We start from the raw sequence: 18,170 nt of genomic DNA, 5'->3' as shown, positions 1-18,170 counted from the left end.
CGTCAGCCGCCCGTCATCGGCGGGAAGAGCGCAATCTCGCGAGCGGAGCCAAGCGGTTCGTCATGCTCGACATGCTCCTGGTCGATCGCTACCCGAATGACGTTCTCATGCTCCAGGGCTGCTTCGTAATCCTCGCCGCGGGTCTTGAGAAAAGCGATGAGATCGCCGGCGGTGACGACGGTGTCGGGAAGAGAGACCATCTCCTCACCGACGCCGATGCGTTCGCGGACCCAGGCGAAATAGACGAGCCGGACCTCTCTCATTCATCCACCAGATGCTTCAGGCCGGCGCGGAAATAGTCGTAGCCGGTATAGAGCGTGATGGCGGCTGCGATCCACAGCATGCCGATGCCGATTTCCGTCGTGTAGGGCAGAACCTTGTCGCCGGCGGGGCCTGCCAGCAGCAGGGCGATAGCCACCATCTGGATGGTCGTCTTCCATTTGGCGATCCGCGTTACCGGCACGCTGACCTTCAGCGCCGCCAGATATTCGCGCAGCCCGGACACGAGGATCTCGCGGCAGAGGATGATGATCGCGGCCCAGATCGACCAGCCGGCAATGGTGCCGTCGGCAGCCACCAGCAGCAGCACGGAGGCGACGAGCAGCTTGTCGGCGATCGGGTCGAGCATGCGCCCGATATTGGAGGTCTGCTTCCAGATCCGCGCGAGATAGCCGTCGAAGAAGTCGGTGATCGAGGCGATGGCGAAGAGGCCGAGCGCGGTCCAGCGGGCAAAATCGGAGCTTTGCAGCTTGCCCTCGATGAAGAAGCACAGAACGATCAGCGGAACCGCGAGAATGCGCCCGTAGGTGAGGAGATTGGGGATATTGTAGGCGACGGGCACGGTTCGCATGTCAACTCGGTCTCTGGACTGGGTACGCATTTCGTACAGGCGTGATGAAAGACGTCGTGACCCGGAGGTCAACCGGTTTTTGATGAATGAGCGGCAATTGTGGCGGAATTCATCTGAACAGTCCGTGAACCACCGCGACATGCCCGTCCTGATCTGCGACGTTTCCCCCGGAAATGTGTCGCGCGCATGACACGGACATTATACGCCGATGACGCGTTGCGAAAGCCAGCCGGCGCTGTAGTGTCCTCTCCTTCAGGCACGCCATGAAAGGAAACGGAATGGACGAGACGCACGTGACGCATGAATCGGGGCAGCTGGAGATGGTCGTGCTGATGACGCCCGACATGGCCAATTTTTCCGGCAAGGTCCATGGCGGTGCGCTGCTCAACCTTCTTGACCGCGTCGCCTTTTCCTGCGCCTCGCGGTACTCGCAGCGCTATGCAGTCACACTGTCGGTCGATCAGGTCGTGTTTCGCCAGCCGATCCTCGTCGGCGAACTCGTGACGTTCCGTGCCTCCGTCAACCAGACCGGCCGGACATCCATGGAGGTCGGTATCCGCGTCGAGGCCGAGGACATCCGCTCCGGCGTTCGTCGTCACACCAATTCCTGTTATTTCACCATGGTCGCCGTGGATGACGAGGGTCGCCCGACCGTCATTCCCGCCATCGAGCCCAGAACGGAAATGGCCATCCGTCGGCAAAAGGCGGCTGACATTCGCCGCTCCCTCCGCCGCGAGTTCGAGGCGCGTTTCCACGCTGCCAGCGAAGATGGCAGTCACGCCGCCAGCGAAGATGGCGGCAACGCCGCCGTGGAGAAGAGCGAAGGGTAAGCCTTTAGCTCCGGGACGCGGCAGCGCCATCCTCGTGGAAATGATCGTAAACAAGCTTCGCCACGGCTTCCGATATGCCTTCGACGGCAACAAGGTCGTTCATGCCGGCGCGTGAGACCGCTTTCGCAGTGCCGAAATGGTGGAGCAGCGCCCGCTTGCGCGTCGGGCCGATGCCGGCGATCTCGTCGAGCGGGTTCTTCACCATCTCGCGCTTGCGCCGCGCCCGATGGCTGCCGATTGCAAACCGGTGGGCCTCATCCCGCAGCCGCTGGATGAAGTAGAGCACGGGGTCGCGCGGGGGCAGGGTAAAGCCATCGCGTCCGACCGTCAGTCCGCCTTCCGTGTTGACGGGCGGGAAGAACCGTTCGCGGCCTGCTTCCCGGTCGACACCCTTGGCGACACCGATCGCGACCACGCAGTTCTCGATGTCGAGTTCCTTCAGGATGGCGCGAACAGCCGTCATCTGGCCCTGTCCGCCGTCGATCAGGATCACATCAGGCCAGGCGGGAAAGCCAGCGTCTTCGCCGGGCTCGACACTTCGGTCCGGCTTGCCTTCCTCCTTCAGCAGCCGCGAGAAGCGCCGCATCATGACCTCGCGCATCATGCCGAAGTCGTCTCCGGGCGTGATGTCGGTCGATTTGATGTTGAACTTGCGATACTGCCCTTTCACAAAGCCTTCCGGCCCCGCGACGACCATGCCGCCCACAGCATTGGTGCCCATGATGTGGGAGTTGTCGTAGATCTCGATGCGCCGTGGCACGCGGTCCAGCTTGAAGGTCTGCATGAAGCCTTCCAGCAGGCGCCCCTGCGAGGCGGTTTCCGCCAGCTTCCGGCCGTGAGCCTCGCGCGCATTGGTCATGGCGTGATCGACGAGATCCTTCTTCTCACCGCGCTGCGGCGCGAGAATCGTCACCTTGAACCCGGATTTCTCCGACAGCGCCTGACCCAGAAGATCCTGCTCGGCCACTGTCTCGCACAGCAGGATCTGCTTCGGACACGGCTTGTCGTCGTAGAACTGCGCAAGGAACGCGGCCAGCACTTCGGCCGGAGCGAGCGAAGGATCGGCCTTGGGGAAGTAGGCGCGGTTGCCCCAATTCTGCCCGGTGCGGAAGAAGAACACCTGAATGCAGGACACGCCGCCTTCGTGATGGATGGCAAAGACGTCCGCCTCCTCCACGCCCGAAGGGTTGATGCCCTGATGGCTCTGTACATGGCTCAGCGCCGCCAGCCGGTCGCGGTAGAGCGCAGCGCGTTCGAAGTCGAGATTGTCGGACGCCTCGCTCATCGCGGACGCGATGGTCGCCTTCACGGCTTGGCTCTTGCCCGACAGGAAGTCCTTGGCCTCGGTCACCAGTTCTGCATAATCCTCGTCGCTGATTTCGCGTGTGCAGGGGCCAGCACATCGCTTGATCTGGTGCAGCAGGCAGGGACGCGTCCGGCTTTCGAAGACACTGTCCGTGCAGGTGCGCAGCAGAAAGGCGCGCTGGAGAGAATTGATGGTGCGTCCCACCGCGCCGGCAGAGGCGAAGGGGCCGAAATACTGCCCCTTTCGGCTGCGCGCGCCGCGATGCTTGTAGAGCGCGGGCGCTCGGCTGTCGCCGGTCACGAGAATGTAGGGGAACGACTTGTCGTCGCGCAGAAGCACGTTGTAGCGTGGCCGCAACCGCTTGATCAGGTTCGCTTCGAGCAGCAGCGCCTCGATCTCGGTGCGCGTCGTCACGAACTCCATGTTCGCCGTCTGGCGGATCATCTGGGAGATGCGATTGGAGTGGCCGCGCCCCTGTGCATAGTTGCTGACGCGCTTCTTCAGGCTGCGCGCCTTGCCGACATAGAGCACGTCGCCCGCCTCGTTGAACATGCGGTAGACGCCGGGGCTGTTGGGCAGCAGCTTGACGAAGGCCTGGATCAGCTCGGCACCGCGCAACCCGTCGGGAACGGCGGAGGTTTCCGCCCAGTCGATATCGGCCACCGGCAAGGGGGCTTCGACCGCCTCCGTCGAATCCTCGTCGTCGTCATTGACAGTCTCGTCGTACAAGATGCCGCCATCTTGCGGCGTCCGTCCGTTCATTCCACGATCTCCATTTGATCCGGCGTCTGCCACGCCAGATGCTGGCCGCCGTCCAGCGCAATCATTTGCCCGGTCATCGACGGCGTGTCGAACATATAGCGAATGGTGCGCCCGAAATCCCCAAGTCCCGGGCCGACCTTCAGCATCAGCGCATCGACCTGCGCCTTGAAGTCGGCATCGTTCTGCCGGTCGTTCGGCAGCGTCGGGCCGGGACCGATACCATTCACCCGGATTGCAGGCGCGAGCGACTGCGCCATCGTCACCGTCGCCGTCAGCAGCGCCGACTTCGATAACATATAGGAATAAAATCGCGGGTTTGGAGACCAGACGCGCTGGTCGATCATGTTGACGATCAGTCCCGTCGCGTCCGTCGGCATCTGCGCGGCGAAGTGGCCGGCGAGAACCGAGGGCGCCTTGACGTGCAGCGCGAAGTGCCGATCCCACACGGTCTCATCGAACGCATCGAGGCTGTCCTTGGCAAAGACGGAGGCATTATTGACGAGCAGCCCGAGCGGTCCGATCGCGTCCGCGGCATCGCGCACCAGCCGGCCGAGATCTTCGGCACGGGAGAGGTCCGCCTGAACGACGGCGACTTTTGCACCCTCGGCTTTGAGATCGGCACAAAGCGCATGCGCTTCGTCGAGCGAGCCATTGGCATGGATGGCAACGGCAAAGCCATGCCGCGCGAGATCTTCGACGATCGCGCGGCCGATCCGCTTTGCCCCGCCCGTCACGAGTGCCGTTTTCAGAAGATGTCTCACGCGCGTTCGTCCTTCACGATTCTGATCGGCGCCGAGCCAGATCATAAAAGAACACCTTACGCACGGCAAAACCGTCGGATCATCCGTTAATGGAGCATGAACGAAAAACGGAAAAAGTAGTGAAAATGCAACGGAATGAAGAGGAGCTGCAGTATAGTGCGAGCATGGTTAATCAATACCCTGTTGCATTGAAACAACATCGTTTTTCAGCCATGTCTCTGCCTCAATCATTTCACAATTCGGCTCTTGGAAATCCGCAATTGGACATCAATTTCACCTCAACCGAGCGGGGTTGAACGAAATTGCCGGCGCCGCATCGGACACAGGAAATCGGTCCAGCGCCGGTCTGATAAGGAGATCTAGTATGCGTACTCTCATCACCACTCTCATGGCTTCCGCCATGTCTCTCGTCGCTTTCTCGGCTGTCAACGCAGCTGACGCCATCGACGAAGTTCCCGCTGCACCGGCTGCCGACTACACGGCTCCGGCTGTCAAGAACTGGGCCGGCGCTTACGTCGGTGGTACCGCCAACTGGGGCCATGGCAAGTTCAAGGGCACCGGCGACAAGAGCGCAGCCGGCTTCGGCGGCGGTCTGTACGGCGGCTACAACATGCAGGAAGGCCAGATCGTGTACGGCGCTGAAGCCGACATCAACTATGGCGACAACGATGCGAGCCGTCCGGGCCGCAGCATGGAACAGGGCGTCAACGGCTCGCTCCGCGGTCGCGTCGGTTACGACGTCAACCCCGTTCTGCTGTACGGCACGGCCGGTGTGGCTGCTTCCAGCCTGAAGGCCCGCCAGCTCGGCGGTTCCGACAAGAACACGGCCATCGGCTGGACGGCCGGTGCCGGCGCAGAAGCCTTCGTGACCGACAACGTCACTGCCCGCGTCGAATACCGTTACACCGACTACGGCAAGGAAAGCTTCAACGTTCCCGGCCGCAACTTCTCCTCCGGCTATGACGAACACAGCGTCAAGGTTGGTATGGGCGTGAAGTTCTGATCGACGGATAAGACCGGGAGGTCGAATTCGGACTGACGAAACCGCTTGCAGCGTCCGCTGCAGGCGGTTTTTTCGTGTGGGCTTTGAACGGCTCGTGCGAAGATGCGCTGCCGGACTATCCTGACGGAGACCGCCACCCAATGACAATCCGCTTGCGCCCGCATCACCTCCTCTGCATGCTCACCTATATCGGCAAGGGCTACAGTCCCGGCTTCGTTCGCAACTATGACGCCATTGCCGCGCGGATCAGCGCCGGCGAAGCCCTCGATGTGGTGGATGGGCCGGACGACATCTGTCGGCCGCTGCTGGAAACGCCGAACCCGCATTGCTTCAACGACAGCGTGGTTGCCCGCGACCGCCAGGCCGCAGCGGACGTGGCGGCGTTGCTCGGCTCCGGCATCCATGTGGGCGTCCGCCTTGTTCTGAATACAGCGCAGATCGCGCTCCTGCGCACCCACTTTGCTTCCGGTGGTATCCGGGCTGCCTGCGGGGGCTGCGAATGGTCAACCCTTTGCGACGGCATCGCGGCCGGAGGCTTTCGCGAGGTCCGCGTGGCACCGGACGATCTCCAAGCCCTTGGAAAGCCACCAACCTCTCTGTAGGCTGTTTCCACGCGTTCACGGCTCTTCGGAGAGCGTCGACGGGTGAGGCGAGGGGGACGCTGTGAGGAGGATCGAGAGGAGATGCTGAAGAGCCTGCGTCGCAGTCTGGTCGTGCCTGTTCTTCTGGTCGTCATCGCCGCGACGGGCCTTGCCGTCTGGGGCAACGCCTATGCGAGCCGCCGTTTCATGGCCGAGGCCTCGCTACAGGCGGGGACGGCTCTGCGGCTCGCGGTCGCTGCCTTGTCCGGCCACCTTCGCCGCTACGAGGCATTGCCGGCGCTGATCGCCGATCACGACGATATCCATCGGCTTGTCTCGAACCCCGGAGATCGCAGCCTGCGCGACAGCGCCAACCGGTATCTCAAGGAGATCAACGGCCTCCTGCGCTCGTCCGACATCTACGTCATGACCCGCGACGGCGAGACCATCGCTGCCAGCAATTATGACCGGCCGACAAGTTTCGTCGGCGAAAATTTCAGTTACCGCCCTTATTTCCGGCAGGCGGCGGAGGGAAAGCGTTCGCGCTTCTACGCTCGCGGCACCACGTCGTTCAAGCGCGGCTACTTCTTCGCGGCGCCGATCGACATCGACGGCAGGGTCGCCGGCGTCATCGTCTTCAAGGTCGATATCGACATGATCGAGGCTTCCTGGCGAGGCGGCGAATACGAGATCTTCGTGTCCGATCCGGAAGGCGTGATCTTCATGACAAGCAATCCGGAATGGCTCTTCGCCAGCATTTTGCCGCTGACGCCCGAACGTCTGCGCCGTACCGAAGCCTCGCGGCGTTATGCGGAGGCAGACTTGAAAGACCTCGGCGTCGTCAGGTCGCGCGTCGGCGAACACACGTTGATGGCGATCCCGACACATGACGCCACGCGGGATTATCTCGTTCTCTCCGAATATGTCAGCGATGCCGACTGGACGGTTCGCGTGCTGATGGACATGAGCTGGGTGCGCTCCCAGACCAATGTCGCGGTGGCCGCCGTGTTTCTCTTCCTCTGCCTTGCCGGCCTCAGCCTCGCCATCATCCTCCAGCGGCACGCTCGGCGCAACGAGCGCATGCAGATGCAGATCGAGGCGAAGGCCGAACTGGAACGCCGGGTCGAGGAGCGCACGGCCGACCTTGCCGACCTCAACGCCCAGCTGCGCAGCACCCAGGCCGATCTCGTCCAGGCCGGCAAGCTGGCCGGCCTCGGGCAGATGTCGGCGGCACTCTCGCACGAGTTCAACCAGCCTCTTGCGGCCGCAAAGACCTATGCGGAAAGCGCCTCGCTGCTGATCGAGCGGGACCGCATCGATGAGGCGAAGGACAATCTCAGGCGCATTTCCAACCTGATCGACCGGATGGCCTCCATCAGCCGCCACCTGCGCAATTTCGCTCGCAAGCCCAATGAGAAGCTGGGGCCGGTGGCGCTCGACGAGGTGCTGCGCGACACGCTGGAAATCGTCTCGGCCCGGCTCGCCTCTGCAGATGCCGAACTCGTTGTCGCGCTCGGAGAGCCTGCGCCGTTCGTGCGCGCCGGCTCCGTCCGCCTCCAGCAGGTGCTGGTCAATGTCATCTCCAACGCGGCCGACGCCGTGGAAGGCCTTGAAGACAGGCGCATCACGGTGACCGCGACGACGGCAGGCGACCGCGTGGCGATCATCATACGCGATGGCGGGCCGGGCATACCCAAGGCGATTGCCGAGCGCATTTTCGACCCGTTCTTCACCACCAAGGGTGTCGGCAGGGGGCTCGGCCTCGGGCTCTCGATTTCCTATAATATCGTCAAGGACTTCGGGGGCCGCCTTTCCGCGGAAAATCACCCTGAAGGCGGCGCGATGTTCCGCATCGAACTCGACCGCGTGGACAGCATAAGTGAGGCAGCCGAATGACAGGCGAAGCGGCCACCGTTCTTCTGGTCGATGACGAAGAGGAGCTGCGTCGCTCGACGGCGCAGGCGCTCGAGCTTCAGGACCTGACCGTCGAAACCTTTGCCGGTGCCGAGGACGTGCTGGCCCGCGTCGGCTACGGTTTTGCCGGCGTCGTGGTCAGCGATATCCGCATGCGCGGCATGGATGGCATGACGCTGTTGCAGCGCATCCGCGAGATCGACCACGAAATCCCCGTCATCCTCGTCACCGGTCATGGCGATGTGCAGCTGGCCGTGAAGGCCATGCGGGAAGGGGCCTATGATTTTATGGAGAAGCCCTTCGGCGTGCAGGCGCTTGCCGGCATCATCCGCCGCGCCCGCGACCGTCGCGGCCTCGTGCTGGAGAATCGCCGCCTGCGCGCGGTTGCGGGCAAGCGCGACGACATCGAGGCGCGCATGCCCGGCCGCACTCCCGTGATGGTCGATCTCCGCTACCGTCTGCGCGCCATCGGGGCGACCGATGCCGATACGCTGATCATCGGCGAGACCGGTGCGGGCAAGGAGGTCGCCGCCCGCGCGCTGCACGATATCAGCGCCCGCGCCAACCGCCCCTTCATCGGCATCAACTGCGCCGCCTTGCCGGAAACCCTGATCGAGAGCGAACTCTTCGGCCACGAGGCCGGCGCCTTTCCGGGCGCGATCCGTGCCCGCTATGGCAAGTTCGAGCATGCCCGTGGCGGAACGATTTTGCTGGACGAGATCGGCTCCATGCCGATCGAGCTTCAGGCAAAGTTCCTGCGCGTACTTCAGGAGCGCACGATCACGCGTCTGGGCTCCAACGAGATCGTGCCGCTCGATGTCCGCTTCGTCGCCACCAGTAAGGTCGATCTGGAAGCTGAGGTGACAGCCGGTCGTTTCCGGGCCGATCTGTTCTATCGCCTGAACGTGGTCACGCTGCACGTACCGTCGCTCGCCCAGCGCGCCGCCGATATCCCGCTTCTCTTTCTCCAGCTCGTGCGCGAGGCTTCGGCACGTTACGGACGCGAGGATATCGATGTGCCACCGGCTATCGTCGCCGAGGTCGCGCACCGGCGCTGGCCGGGCAATGTCCGCGAGTTGCGCAACGCCGCGGACCGCCTCGTGCTCGGGCTCGACGCCCGTGGTCTCGATACGTTCACCGAGGATCGCGAGGAGGAGAGCAGGCTTGCGCCGCGCGTTGCCGCCTTCGAGCGCGGGCTGATCGCCCGGACACTCGCCGTGCATGGCGGTGCGCTTCGTCCGGTCTACGAGGAACTCGGAATTTCCCGCAAGACGCTCTACGAAAAGATGCAGAAATACGGTCTCGACAAGCGCGCTACCTTCGACGACGGACCTCCCTTCACGGACTGAGAGACGGGACCGACCCGTTTGTGTCGGTTTCCACCCATCCGATCCCGCTCAGGGGCCATTTCCACCCATGATGCACTGCAAAAACGCGTCCTTGGCCCGCAGGCCCGCTAATAAGCGGTTGCGCACGGGCTTCTGAAAGCCACACTCACACCTATTCCATGACCGGCAGAGGAGGAGCCTTGCCGGCATGTCGATCATGTCTTGGGAGGACATCATGACGTATTTCAAGTCGCTGCTGGCAGCGACCGCGCTTGCCGCAACCGCTTTTGCAGGTGCCGCGCAGGCGGAATATCCGGAGCGGACGATCACGATGGTCGTTCCCTTCTCCGCAGGTGGTCCGACGGATACGGTCGCGCGCCTCGTTGCCGAATCCATGTCGAAGGATCTCGGCCAGCAGGTCATCGTGGAGAATGTCGGCGGTGCCGGCGGAACGCTGGGTGCCGGTCGCGTTGCTAGCTCGGAGCCGGATGGCTACACGGTACTGCTGCACCACATCGGCATGGCCACCAGCGCCACGCTCTACCGCAAGCTTGCCTACGACCCGCTGAACGCCTTCGATTATGTCGGTCTCGTTACCGAAGTGCCGATGACCATCGTCGCCCGCAAGGATCTGGAACCGACGGATCTCAAGGGCCTCGTCGAATATGCCAAGGCCAACAAGGATACCGTGACGGTTGCCAATGCCGGCATCGGCGCGGCCTCCCACCTCTGCGGCATGCTGTTCATGAGCGCCATCGAAACGCCGCTCGTCACCGTCCCCTACAAGGGCACGGGCCCGGCGATGACCGATCTTCTCGGCGGCCAGGTCGACATCATGTGCGACCAGACCACCAACACGACGAAGCAGATCCAGGGCGGCACCATCAAGGCTTTCGCCGTAACGTCGCCAACCCGCCTCGACATCTTCCCGGACATGCCGACAGCCATCGAAGGCGGTCTGCCGGGCTTCGAAGTCGGCATCTGGCACGGCGTCTACACCCCCAAGGGCACACCGCCGGAAGCCATCGCAAAGCTCGAAGGCTCGCTCCAGAAAGCGTTGAAGGACGAGAACGTCGTTGCCCGCTTCGCAGAGCTCGGCACCAAGCCTTCCTCGGAAGCCGATGCGACGCCCGCAGCCTTGAAGGCAAAGCTCGAGAGCGAAATCGCCCGCTGGAAGCCGATCATCGAGAAGGCCGGCCAGTACGCCGACTGATCGTTCGTCCGTTCATGCACGCTCTGCAAGCCCTTCCCGCGACGTCGGCGGGAAGGGCTTCGCCGGATCGCAGGCTGCGTCCGAAGGTCTCAGCCTCGTCCGTGTTCAACGCCGGCCATCCGGGCGCCTTGGGGTGCGCCTTGGGGGGCGTCTTCGGTTCTGCTCCATTGGGGAACAATCATGAAACCACTCAGTCTCGACAGGACGAATGCGCTCTGCGGCATCCTGTTTATCGTCCTCGGTCTCTTCTTCGTGGCCCAGTCGCTGTCGCTCGAACTCGGGACGACGTTCCGCATGGGGCCGGGCTATTTCCCGCTGGTCCTCGCTCTCTTCCTCACCAGCCTCGGGCTCGTCATCTTCGTGCAGGCAACACGCTCGAAGAGTGATCCGATCGAGCCTCTCGCATGGCGCGGCATGTTCTTCATCCTCGTGTCGCCCATCGTCTTCGGCCTCACGGTCCGTGGGCTCGGCTTCGTGCCGTCGCTGTTCATCTCTGCCTTCATCGCAGCCTTCGCATCGCAGCGCATGAAGGTGGGCTGGGCGTTCGTTCTGGCCATCGGCATCACGATTTTCTCCGTCGCCGTGTTCAGCTACGCGCTCGGCCTGCCGTTCGAACGCTTCGGCCCCTGGCTCCGGTTTTAAGGATCGTCACTGATGGATCTCTTCAGCAATCTCGCACTCGGTTTCGCCACGGCCGGCACGCCGGAAAATCTTCTCTTCTGCCTCATCGGCGTTCTCCTCGGCACGCTCATCGGCGTCCTTCCGGGCATCGGCGCGACCGCCACCATCGCCATGCTCCTGCCGATCACCTTCCAGCTGGAGCCGGTCTCCTCGCTGATCATGCTGGCCGGCATCTATTACGGCGCCCAGTATGGCGGTTCCACCACCGCGATCCTGATCAACATGCCCGGTGAATCCTCGTCGGCCGTCACCGCCATCGATGGCTATCAGATGGCGCGCAAGGGCCGGGCAGGGGCAGCCCTCGCCATCGCGGCGCTCGGCTCCTTCTTCGCGGGTACGGTGTCCACCTTCCTCGTCGCCGTCTTCGCCCCGCCGCTGACCGCCGTGGCACTCGAATTCGGCGCCGCCGAATACTTCTCGCTGATGGTCGTCGGTCTGGTGTCCTCGATTGCGCTTGCCCATGGCTCCATCGTCAAGGCGCTCGCCATGGTGTCGCTAGGCCTGCTGCTCGGCCTCGTCGGCACGGATATCTACACCGGCACGCCGCGCTTCACGCTCGGCATCCGGGAATATGCGGACGGGTTGAACTTCGTCGCGGTGGCCGTCGGCGTCTTCGGCGTTGCCGAGATCCTGCGCAATCTCGAAGGCGAGATGACGCGCACCGTGCTGATCAGCAAGGTCACCGGCCTCATGCCGACGCGGGACGATTTCCGCCAGATGGTCGGTCCGGTCCTGCGCGGCACCGGCATCGGCTCGGCGCTCGGCATCCTGCCCGGCGGCGGCGCCATCCTCGCGGCCTTCGCGTCCTATACGGTCGAGAAGCGCATTTCCAAGCATCCCGAAGAGTTCGGCAAGGGCGCCATCGCGGGTGTCGCAGGTCCCGAATCGGCCAACAATGCCGGTGCGCAGACTTCGTTCATTCCGCTGCTCACGCTCGGCATTCCGGCAAACCCGGTCATGGCCCTCATGGTCGGCGCGATGATCATCCAGGGCATCGTCCCCGGCCCGAACGTCGCCGTCGAGCAGCCGGCCCTCTTCTGGGGCATCATCGCCTCCATGTGGATCGGCAACCTGATGCTGGTCGTGCTCAACCTGCCGCTGATCGGCCTCTGGGTAAAGCTGCTGACGGTGCCTTACTACGTGCTGTTCCCCATCATCATGGCCTTCTGTGCCATCGGGGTCTACAGCGTCAACGCCAATGTGTACGACCTCTATGCCGTCGCCTTCTTCGGCCTTGCCGGGTACCTTCTCGTCAAGCTGCGCTGCGAACCGGCACCGCTTCTGCTCGGCTTCGTCCTCGGGCCGCTGCTGGAGGAGAACCTGCGGCGCGCCATGATCCTGTCGCGAGGCGATGCCACCACCTTCGTCACGCGCCCCATCAGCGCCGGCCTCCTGCTTCTGGCCGCCGCCGTCCTCGTCGTGGTCTTCCTGCCGAGCATCAAGGCCAAGCGCGAAGAGGTCTTCCAGGAAGAAAGCTGATCGCATCCGGCGACCCGAACGAAAAAGGCGCCACCGGAAACGGTGGCGCCTTTCTGTTTGGCCATGGGCACATGTCGGGGGGGCACATGTCGGGGCGTGTCGCGATCACGCCTTGAAAAGCTTGTAATCCGGAAACTGCTTTTCGAACTTGTCCGGCCAGTTCTTCAGCTTCGAGCGGCCCTTCTGCCATTCGCCGGCAAAGCGCAGCTCGATGTAGCGCAGCGTGGCCGCCAGCGCGAAGTGGCCCGCGTGGAGCTTCGTTCCGGTCTTCGGCATGTTTGCGTCCAGATAGTCCAGCGCGCGCTCGACCTTCTCCCACTGACGCTCGATCCATGGCTCGTGCACCTTTTCCGGCGGGTGGAAGCGCTTCTCGTAGACGATGGCAAGCAGGCTGTCGCAGATCCCGTCGCAGAGCGCCTCCAGCACCTCGGCCTGCACGCGCTTTTCCGGGTTGCGCGGGTAGAGCGCGCCCTTCGTCTCCCGGTCGATGTAACGCATGATGACGCTGCTGTCGAAGATGGCCTGACCGCTGTCGAGCACCAGCGTCGGGATCTTGCCGAGCGGGTTGCTGGCGATCAGGTCCGGCGGGTTGGAGTTCGTGTCCGTCAGCACGCTTTCGGCCGGCAGCCCGGCATAGTGCGCGGCCATGCGCACCTTGGTCGAGTAGGGCGAGGCGGGGGAGTAGAGGATCTTCATCGGCGGTCCGTTCGTCTGCTGTGTGGGGTTCGGAATGGGATTGCTGTGGGAAACGTCATCGTCGGCCCGCAGCAGGAATGGTCAGGTCCCGCGCCCGGCAGCCGCCGCGATCGACCTCGCCGCAGGCGCGAAAGGCAAGGTCGCGGGTGAAGCAGATGCGGATCTCGTCGAGCTTGTCGTCGCCGCAGGTCACCGCGACACCTTGTGGGGTCAGCCCCGGATTGGCGTCCGCCACCGCTGTCTCGATGGCCGCCGGGCTCATTCGCCGCCGCGCGTCGGCGTTCTCTATGCTTGCGGGTATGTGCACCCGGTCGCGCGCTGCCCGGAGCACGGAGAAATAGGCGCGCTGGTCGAGCCCGGAACACGTCCCGTGCTTGCGCCACTGATGCCCGATCAGGCCCATGGAGGGGATGATGTCGAACAGGCCACGGCCGAGCGCATCGGGCACGCGGTCGCTGTCGCGCGACGGGCAGAAGGCGGGAAAGCCCCGCTCGTTCTGCGGCCACAGACCGTGGACGATGAAGCCGTATGTCCGGTTGCCATTGCACTGCGCCGTCTTGCCCGCGCGGTCGTTCTCCGCGCACCATGTCGGCGACCAGGACAGCGAGAGGACGTAGAAATCGAACCCGCTTCCCATCGGCACGTCTGGAGGCGCGGACGCAGGCGTGATTTTCGGGGCCTGCGATGGTGTCTGTGAGGACGGCTTTGCCGGTGGCTTGGGCACATGCTGGAGAATGGGAGGCGTCGCCGTGGCTTGCCTCTCCGCCGGCTTATCACCGCAGCCCGACAGGAGGAGGCCCGAGACCAGCGCCATCACGATCCGCACGGAAGAGAGAGGCCGGTGCATCATGCCGGAAACCCCCGCGCAGCGTGGCTGACAGGGTTACATACGGGGATGGGGAGATCCTTCGTCATCGTCGTCTCCCGTTTCCGCCCTTGGCGCTTCGTTGCGCCGCGGGAGATTGCGTCGGGCGGGTGCGTCGCGTCAAGCGCTGCACGGCAAAGTCCCCGCTCGATCAGGCCTCGTCGTCATCCTCTGGAAGATCCCGCTCTTCGCCCCGCAGCCAGATGGCGCGCGCGGAGGCGAAGCGGTCCTGCTTCAGGCGATCCTTGAGGAAGGGCAGCAGCACGTCCAGCTCGCTTTTCAGCGTGAAGGGCGGGTTGACGATGATGAGGCCGGTGCCGGTCAGGCCCGTCGTGCCGCGGTCGCTCTTCACCGTCAGCTCGCAGCAGAGCATCTTCGGTATATTCAGCGCCGTGAGGTTTTCGTGAAATTCGGCAATCGGCGCGCCCTGCTTCAGCGGATACCAGAGGCAGAACGTGCCGCCGGGGAAGCGGCGATAGGCCTTGGCGAGGCCCTTCTCCAGTCGCTCGTATTCGCCCGGCTCCTCGAAGGGCGGATCGACCAGCACCAGCCCGCGCTTTTCTTTCGGCGGCAGATGCGCGCCGAGCGCCAGCCAGCCATCGAGTTCGGTGATGCGGCTCTGGTAGTCGCCGTCGAACAATCGGTGCAGCGTCTCGTAGTCGTCGGGGTGCAGCTCCATGGCCGACAGCCGATCCTGCGGCCGCATCAGCAGGCGCGTCAGCTTCGGCGAGCCGGGATAATGCGCCATTCCACCTTCGGGGTTGAGGGCGGCGATGGCCTCCAGATAGGGCGCAAGGATCGGCGCCACAGCAGGCGGCACCGGGTCAGCCAGCAGCCGGCCGATGCCGTCGCGCCACTCGCCGGTTTTCTGCGCTTCCTCGCTCGAAAGATCGTAGAGCCCGATGCCGGCATGGGTGTCCAGCACGCGAAACGCCTTGTCCTTCTGCTTCAGATAGGTGACGAGACGGGCGAGCACCGCATGCTTCAGCACGTCGGCGAAATTGCCCGCATGGTAGATGTGCCGGTAATTCATGATCTCTGGTGATCGCCTTGATGAAATGTTGAGATGCAAAGGGCAAAGCGCTTTGAGCTGCTTTGGCGATGTCCTATAGAAAACCTATGAACCTTGCGACCCCCATCAAAGCGGAAAACCCCATGAAAACGGGAAATGCTGTCGGACATTCCGTCTGTCCGCATGACTGTCCTTCGGCCTGCGCGCTGGACGTGGACCTGACCCCGGACGGCCGGATCGGCCGGCTGCGCGGTGCTGCCGCCAACACCTACACCGCCGGCGTTATCTGCGCCAAGGTAGCGCGCTACTCCGAGCGTATCTACCATCCGGGCCGCCTGCTCGTGCCGCAGCGCCGCGTCGGTGGCAAAGGCGAGGGCGGGTTCCAAGGCATCTCCTGGGAGGCAGCGCTCGACGAGATTGCCGAGGCATTCCTGAAGGCGGAGGCGCAGCATGGCTCGGAAGCCGTCTGGCCGTACTTCTACGCCGGCACGATGGGGCAGGTGCAGCGTGACAGCATCGAGCGGCTGCGCCATGCCAAGCGTTATTCCGGCTTTTTTGGTTCGATCTGCACCAACCCGGCCTGGACCGGCTTCACCATGGGCACCGGCGCGCTGCGCGGTCCCGATCCGCGCGAAATGGCGCTGTCGGATTGCGTCGTCATCTGGGGCACCAACGCGGTCTCCACCCAGGTCAATGTGATGACCCATGCCATTCGCGCCCGCAAGGAGCGCAAGGCGAAGATCGTCGTCATCGACATCTACGACAACCCGACGATGAAGCAGGCCGACATGGCGCTGACCGTGCGTCCCGGCACGGACGCGGCGCTTGCCTGCGCCGTCATGCACATCGCCTTCCGCGACGGCCACGCCGATCGCGCCTACCTCGCCACCCATTCGGATGATCCGGCCGGACTGGAAGCGCATCTCAATAGCCGCGACCCCGCATGGGCGTCGGAAATAACGGGCCTTTCGGTCGAGGAGATCGAGGCTTTCGCGCGTCTGGTCGGCACGACGCCGAAGACCTACTTCCGCCTCGGCTATGGCTTCACCCGCCAGCGCAACGGGGCAGTCGCCATCCATGCGGCCTCCAGCATCGCCACCGTGCTCGGCTCGTGGAAGCACGAGGGCGGCGGCGCGTTCCACTCCAACAACGATATCTTCCGCTTCGACAAGCGCGAACTGATGGGCACCGCCATGGTGGACCCTGATATCCGCATGCTCGACCAGTCGCAGATCGGCCGCGTGCTGACCGGCGACGCGGAGGCGCTGCGACATCGCGGGCCGGTCACGGCGCTCCTCATCCAGAACACCAATCCCGTCAACGTCGCGCCCGAGCAGCGACTGGTAAAACGCGGCTTCCAGCGCGACGACCTCTTCGTCGCGGTGCATGAGCAGTTCATGACCGATACGGCCAAGCTTGCCGATATCGTGCTGCCAGCCACCATGTTCCTTGAGCATGACGATCTCTACCGCGGCGGGGGCCATCAGCATATTCTGCTCGGACCAAAGCTGGTGGAACCGCCGTCGATGGTGCGCACCAACCTCTTCGTCATCGAGGAGCTGGCAAAGCGTCTCGGGGTTGCCGACCGCCCCGGCTTCGGCTTGAGCGAGCGCGACCATATCGACCGCATCCTCGTCAACTACGACAGCGGTTACGATCACCTGAAGGCGGAGAAATGGCTGGATGTCCAGCCGGACTTCGCCACCGCCCATTTCATCGAGGGCTTTGCCCATCCCGATGGCCGCTTTCGCTTCCGCGCCGACTGGACCGGCACGCCCGCGCCCAATCGCCCGCCCGCCGCCATCGGCATGCTCGGCCCGGTCGCGGGCCTTCCGGTCTATCCCGACCATGCCGACCTCATCGAATCTCCCGACGCGGATCATCCGTTCCGTCTGGCGACATCGCCGGCGCGCTCCTTCCTTAATTCGAGCTTTGCCGAAACGCCGGGCTCGGTGCAGAAGGAAGGCCGTCCGGAGGTGATGATCCATGCGACCGATGCCGCGCGTCTCGGCATTGCGGATGGCGACATCGTTCGGCTTGGCAATGTCAGGGGCGAGATCCGCCTCCACGCCCGCCTTGGCGGCGGCACGCGGCCGGGGGTGGTGGTTGCCGAAGGTCTGTGGCCGAACGGCGCCCATCTCGACGGCGAAGGCATCAACGTGCTGACCGGCGCCGATAGCGTCGCGCCCTATGGCGGCGCCGCCTTCCACGACAACCGCATCTGGCTGAAACGCGACGAGACCCTTCGAATGGCAGAACCCGCATGAGCAAGTCCGATAACGTGACCATCGAGATCCTGAAGGACGAGACGCTTTCCAAGAACTGGTATCACCTGCGCAACATCACCTTCCGTTACACGGATGGCGAGGGTCGCGCCAAGGTGCTGAAGCGCGAGACCTATGATCGCGGCAATGGGGCGACGATCCTGCTCTACGATCCGCGCCGCGATGTCGTGGTGCTCGTGCGCCAGTTCCGCGTGCCGACCTATGTCAATGGCGGCACGGGCTGGATGCTCGAAACGCCAGCTGGTCTGCTGGATGGCGATGCGCCGGAGGATGCGATCCGCCGTGAGGCGATGGAGGAAACCGGTTATCGCGTCGGCGCCGTCCGCTCGCTCTTCAAGGCCTATATGTCGCCCGGTGCCGTCACTGAAATCGTCCACTGCTTCGCCGCCGTCATCGATGTCGAGGACCGGGTGGAGGAGGGCGGTGGCCTCGCATCGGAAGACGAGGACATCGAAGTCGTTGAACTCGGCCTCGACGACGCGATGTCGATGATCGCCTCCGGCGAGATCTGCGACGGCAAGACGATCATGCTGCTGCAATGGGCGGTGATGAATCGCGAGAGCCTGAAAGCGACGACATCCACCACGCCCTGAGCGTCATCATG

17 protein-coding genes are annotated in these 18,170 nt (G+C 63.8%); 10 read left to right on the top strand and 7 right to left on the bottom strand.

Annotated elements, in window-relative coordinates:
• Positions 1-2: 2 nt before the first annotated feature.
• Together moaD and pgsA are read right to left on the bottom strand one after the other, a co-directional pair.
• The gene (gene moaD / locus BSG19_RS11940; RefSeq protein ID WP_092988052.1) at positions 3-263 is read right to left on the bottom strand and encodes a molybdopterin converting factor subunit 1; all 261 of its coding nucleotides are present in this window, start codon (positions 261-263) and stop codon (positions 3-5) included.
• The gene (pgsA, locus tag BSG19_RS11935) at positions 260-850 is read right to left on the bottom strand and encodes a CDP-diacylglycerol--glycerol-3-phosphate 3-phosphatidyltransferase (protein ID WP_092988050.1); all 591 of its coding nucleotides are present in this window, start codon (positions 848-850) and stop codon (positions 260-262) included. Before pgsA ends, moaD begins: the two co-directional genes overlap by 4 nt.
• A 278-nt stretch (positions 851-1,128) precedes the next feature.
• On the opposite strand from pgsA, the gene BSG19_RS11930 reads away from it, so the two are divergent.
• Positions 1,129-1,680, top strand: coding sequence for an acyl-CoA thioesterase (locus BSG19_RS11930; RefSeq protein ID WP_092988048.1), 552 nt, complete (start codon positions 1,129-1,131; stop codon positions 1,678-1,680).
• A 4-nt stretch (positions 1,681-1,684) separates the two neighbouring features.
• Here the strand turns inward: BSG19_RS11930 and uvrC are convergent, their stop codons facing one another.
• Positions 1,685-3,748, bottom strand: a complete 2,064-nt coding sequence (gene uvrC, locus BSG19_RS11925) for an excinuclease ABC subunit UvrC (protein WP_092988046.1) — start codon at positions 3,746-3,748, stop codon at positions 1,685-1,687.
• Positions 3,745-4,509: an SDR family oxidoreductase gene (locus BSG19_RS11920; RefSeq protein WP_092988478.1), complete on the bottom strand. Its 765-nt coding sequence runs from the start codon at positions 4,507-4,509 to the stop codon at positions 3,745-3,747. The genes uvrC and BSG19_RS11920 overlap by 4 nt, the downstream gene beginning before the upstream one ends.
• Before the next feature lie 364 nt (positions 4,510-4,873).
• Between BSG19_RS11920 and BSG19_RS11915 the strand changes: the two genes are divergently transcribed.
• The 7 genes from BSG19_RS11915 (at position 4,874) to BSG19_RS11885 (ending at position 12,708) form a co-directional block, all read left to right on the top strand.
• Positions 4,874-5,512, top strand: a complete 639-nt coding sequence (locus BSG19_RS11915; RefSeq protein WP_092988044.1) for an outer membrane protein — start codon at positions 4,874-4,876, stop codon at positions 5,510-5,512.
• A gap of 140 nt (positions 5,513-5,652) precedes the next feature.
• Complete coding sequence (locus tag BSG19_RS11910; RefSeq protein ID WP_092988042.1) at positions 5,653-6,114, top strand: DUF1284 domain-containing protein; 462 nt, start codon at positions 5,653-5,655, stop codon at positions 6,112-6,114.
• 81 nt (positions 6,115-6,195) lie between these two features.
• Positions 6,196-7,989, top strand: coding sequence for a sensor histidine kinase (locus BSG19_RS11905; protein ID WP_092988040.1), 1,794 nt, complete (start codon positions 6,196-6,198; stop codon positions 7,987-7,989).
• Entirely contained in the window at positions 7,986-9,356 is a 1,371-nt protein-coding gene (locus BSG19_RS11900; RefSeq protein ID WP_092988038.1) for a sigma-54-dependent transcriptional regulator, read from the top strand. Before BSG19_RS11905 ends, BSG19_RS11900 begins: the two co-directional genes overlap by 4 nt.
• A 214-nt stretch (positions 9,357-9,570) precedes the next feature.
• Positions 9,571-10,548: a tripartite tricarboxylate transporter substrate-binding protein gene (locus BSG19_RS11895; RefSeq protein ID WP_092988477.1), complete on the top strand. Its 978-nt coding sequence runs from the start codon at positions 9,571-9,573 to the stop codon at positions 10,546-10,548.
• A 180-nt stretch (positions 10,549-10,728) separates the two neighbouring features.
• Positions 10,729-11,190, top strand: a complete 462-nt coding sequence (locus BSG19_RS11890) for a tripartite tricarboxylate transporter TctB family protein (RefSeq protein ID WP_092988036.1) — start codon at positions 10,729-10,731, stop codon at positions 11,188-11,190.
• 12 nt (positions 11,191-11,202) lie between these two features.
• On the top strand, positions 11,203-12,708 hold the full coding sequence (locus tag BSG19_RS11885; protein ID WP_092988034.1) for a tripartite tricarboxylate transporter permease: 1,506 nt from the start codon (positions 11,203-11,205) through the stop codon (positions 12,706-12,708).
• Between the two features lie 105 nt (positions 12,709-12,813).
• Here BSG19_RS11885 and BSG19_RS11880 read toward each other — a convergent pair whose 3' ends face one another.
• The 3 genes from BSG19_RS11880 to BSG19_RS11870 form a co-directional block, all read right to left on the bottom strand.
• Positions 12,814-13,404, bottom strand: a complete 591-nt coding sequence (locus BSG19_RS11880) for a glutathione S-transferase (protein ID WP_092988032.1) — start codon at positions 13,402-13,404, stop codon at positions 12,814-12,816.
• Between the two features lie 55 nt (positions 13,405-13,459).
• On the bottom strand, positions 13,460-14,254 hold the full coding sequence (locus BSG19_RS11875) for a ribonuclease T2 family protein (RefSeq protein ID WP_244529214.1): 795 nt from the start codon (positions 14,252-14,254) through the stop codon (positions 13,460-13,462).
• Between the two features lie 166 nt (positions 14,255-14,420).
• Positions 14,421-15,302 carry a 23S rRNA (adenine(2030)-N(6))-methyltransferase RlmJ gene (locus BSG19_RS11870; protein WP_092988028.1) on the bottom strand — a complete coding sequence of 294 codons (882 nt, stop codon included), beginning with the start codon at positions 15,300-15,302 and terminating at the stop codon, positions 14,421-14,423.
• Positions 15,303-15,370: 68 nt separating this feature from the next.
• On the opposite strand from BSG19_RS11870, the gene BSG19_RS11865 reads away from it, so the two are divergent.
• Both BSG19_RS11865 and BSG19_RS11860 read left to right on the top strand, forming a co-directional pair.
• Positions 15,371-17,548 carry a molybdopterin-containing oxidoreductase family protein gene (locus BSG19_RS11865; protein WP_092988026.1) on the top strand — a complete coding sequence of 726 codons (2,178 nt, stop codon included), beginning with the start codon at positions 15,371-15,373 and terminating at the stop codon, positions 17,546-17,548.
• Positions 17,545-18,159 carry an NUDIX domain-containing protein gene (locus BSG19_RS11860; protein ID WP_092988024.1) on the top strand — a complete coding sequence of 205 codons (615 nt, stop codon included), beginning with the start codon at positions 17,545-17,547 and terminating at the stop codon, positions 18,157-18,159. Before BSG19_RS11865 ends, BSG19_RS11860 begins: the two co-directional genes overlap by 4 nt.
• Positions 18,160-18,170 lie beyond the last annotated feature (11 nt).

The sequence above is a fragment of the Rhizobium sp. NFR03 genome (assembly GCF_900111275.1).
In the GTDB taxonomy this organism is placed as follows: Bacteria; Pseudomonadota; Alphaproteobacteria; order Rhizobiales; family Rhizobiaceae; genus Ferranicluibacter.
The sequence above is the reverse complement of the archived record's forward strand: the minus strand, read 5'-3'. Positions and strand labels throughout refer to the sequence as shown.

Bases quoted from the DNA above. Each gene is read 5' to 3' on its own strand.
- BSG19_RS11910 (WP_092988042.1), top strand. From the start codon at position 5,653: ATGACAATCCGCTTGCGCCCGCATCACCTCCTCTGCATGCTCACCTAT.
- pgsA (WP_092988050.1), bottom strand. From the start codon at position 850: ATGCGAACCGTGCCCGTCGCCTACAATATCCCCAATCTCCTCACCTAC.
- BSG19_RS11915 (WP_092988044.1), top strand. From the start codon at position 4,874: ATGCGTACTCTCATCACCACTCTCATGGCTTCCGCCATGTCTCTCGTC.
- uvrC (WP_092988046.1), bottom strand. From the start codon at position 3,748: ATGAACGGACGGACGCCGCAAGATGGCGGCATCTTGTACGACGAGACT.
- BSG19_RS11905 (WP_092988040.1), top strand. From the start codon at position 6,196: ATGCTGAAGAGCCTGCGTCGCAGTCTGGTCGTGCCTGTTCTTCTGGTC.
- moaD (WP_092988052.1), bottom strand. From the start codon at position 263: ATGAGAGAGGTCCGGCTCGTCTATTTCGCCTGGGTCCGCGAACGCATC.
- BSG19_RS11895 (WP_092988477.1), top strand. From the start codon at position 9,571: ATGACGTATTTCAAGTCGCTGCTGGCAGCGACCGCGCTTGCCGCAACC.
- BSG19_RS11870 (WP_092988028.1), bottom strand. From the start codon at position 15,302: ATGAATTACCGGCACATCTACCATGCGGGCAATTTCGCCGACGTGCTG.
- BSG19_RS11880 (WP_092988032.1), bottom strand. From the start codon at position 13,404: ATGAAGATCCTCTACTCCCCCGCCTCGCCCTACTCGACCAAGGTGCGC.
- BSG19_RS11860 (WP_092988024.1), top strand. From the start codon at position 17,545: ATGAGCAAGTCCGATAACGTGACCATCGAGATCCTGAAGGACGAGACG.
- BSG19_RS11865 (WP_092988026.1), top strand. From the start codon at position 15,371: ATGTCCTATAGAAAACCTATGAACCTTGCGACCCCCATCAAAGCGGAA.
- BSG19_RS11875 (WP_244529214.1), bottom strand. From the start codon at position 14,254: ATGATGCACCGGCCTCTCTCTTCCGTGCGGATCGTGATGGCGCTGGTC.
- BSG19_RS11885 (WP_092988034.1), top strand. From the start codon at position 11,203: ATGGATCTCTTCAGCAATCTCGCACTCGGTTTCGCCACGGCCGGCACG.
- BSG19_RS11890 (WP_092988036.1), top strand. From the start codon at position 10,729: ATGAAACCACTCAGTCTCGACAGGACGAATGCGCTCTGCGGCATCCTG.
- BSG19_RS11900 (WP_092988038.1), top strand. From the start codon at position 7,986: ATGACAGGCGAAGCGGCCACCGTTCTTCTGGTCGATGACGAAGAGGAG.
- BSG19_RS11930 (WP_092988048.1), top strand. From the start codon at position 1,129: ATGGACGAGACGCACGTGACGCATGAATCGGGGCAGCTGGAGATGGTC.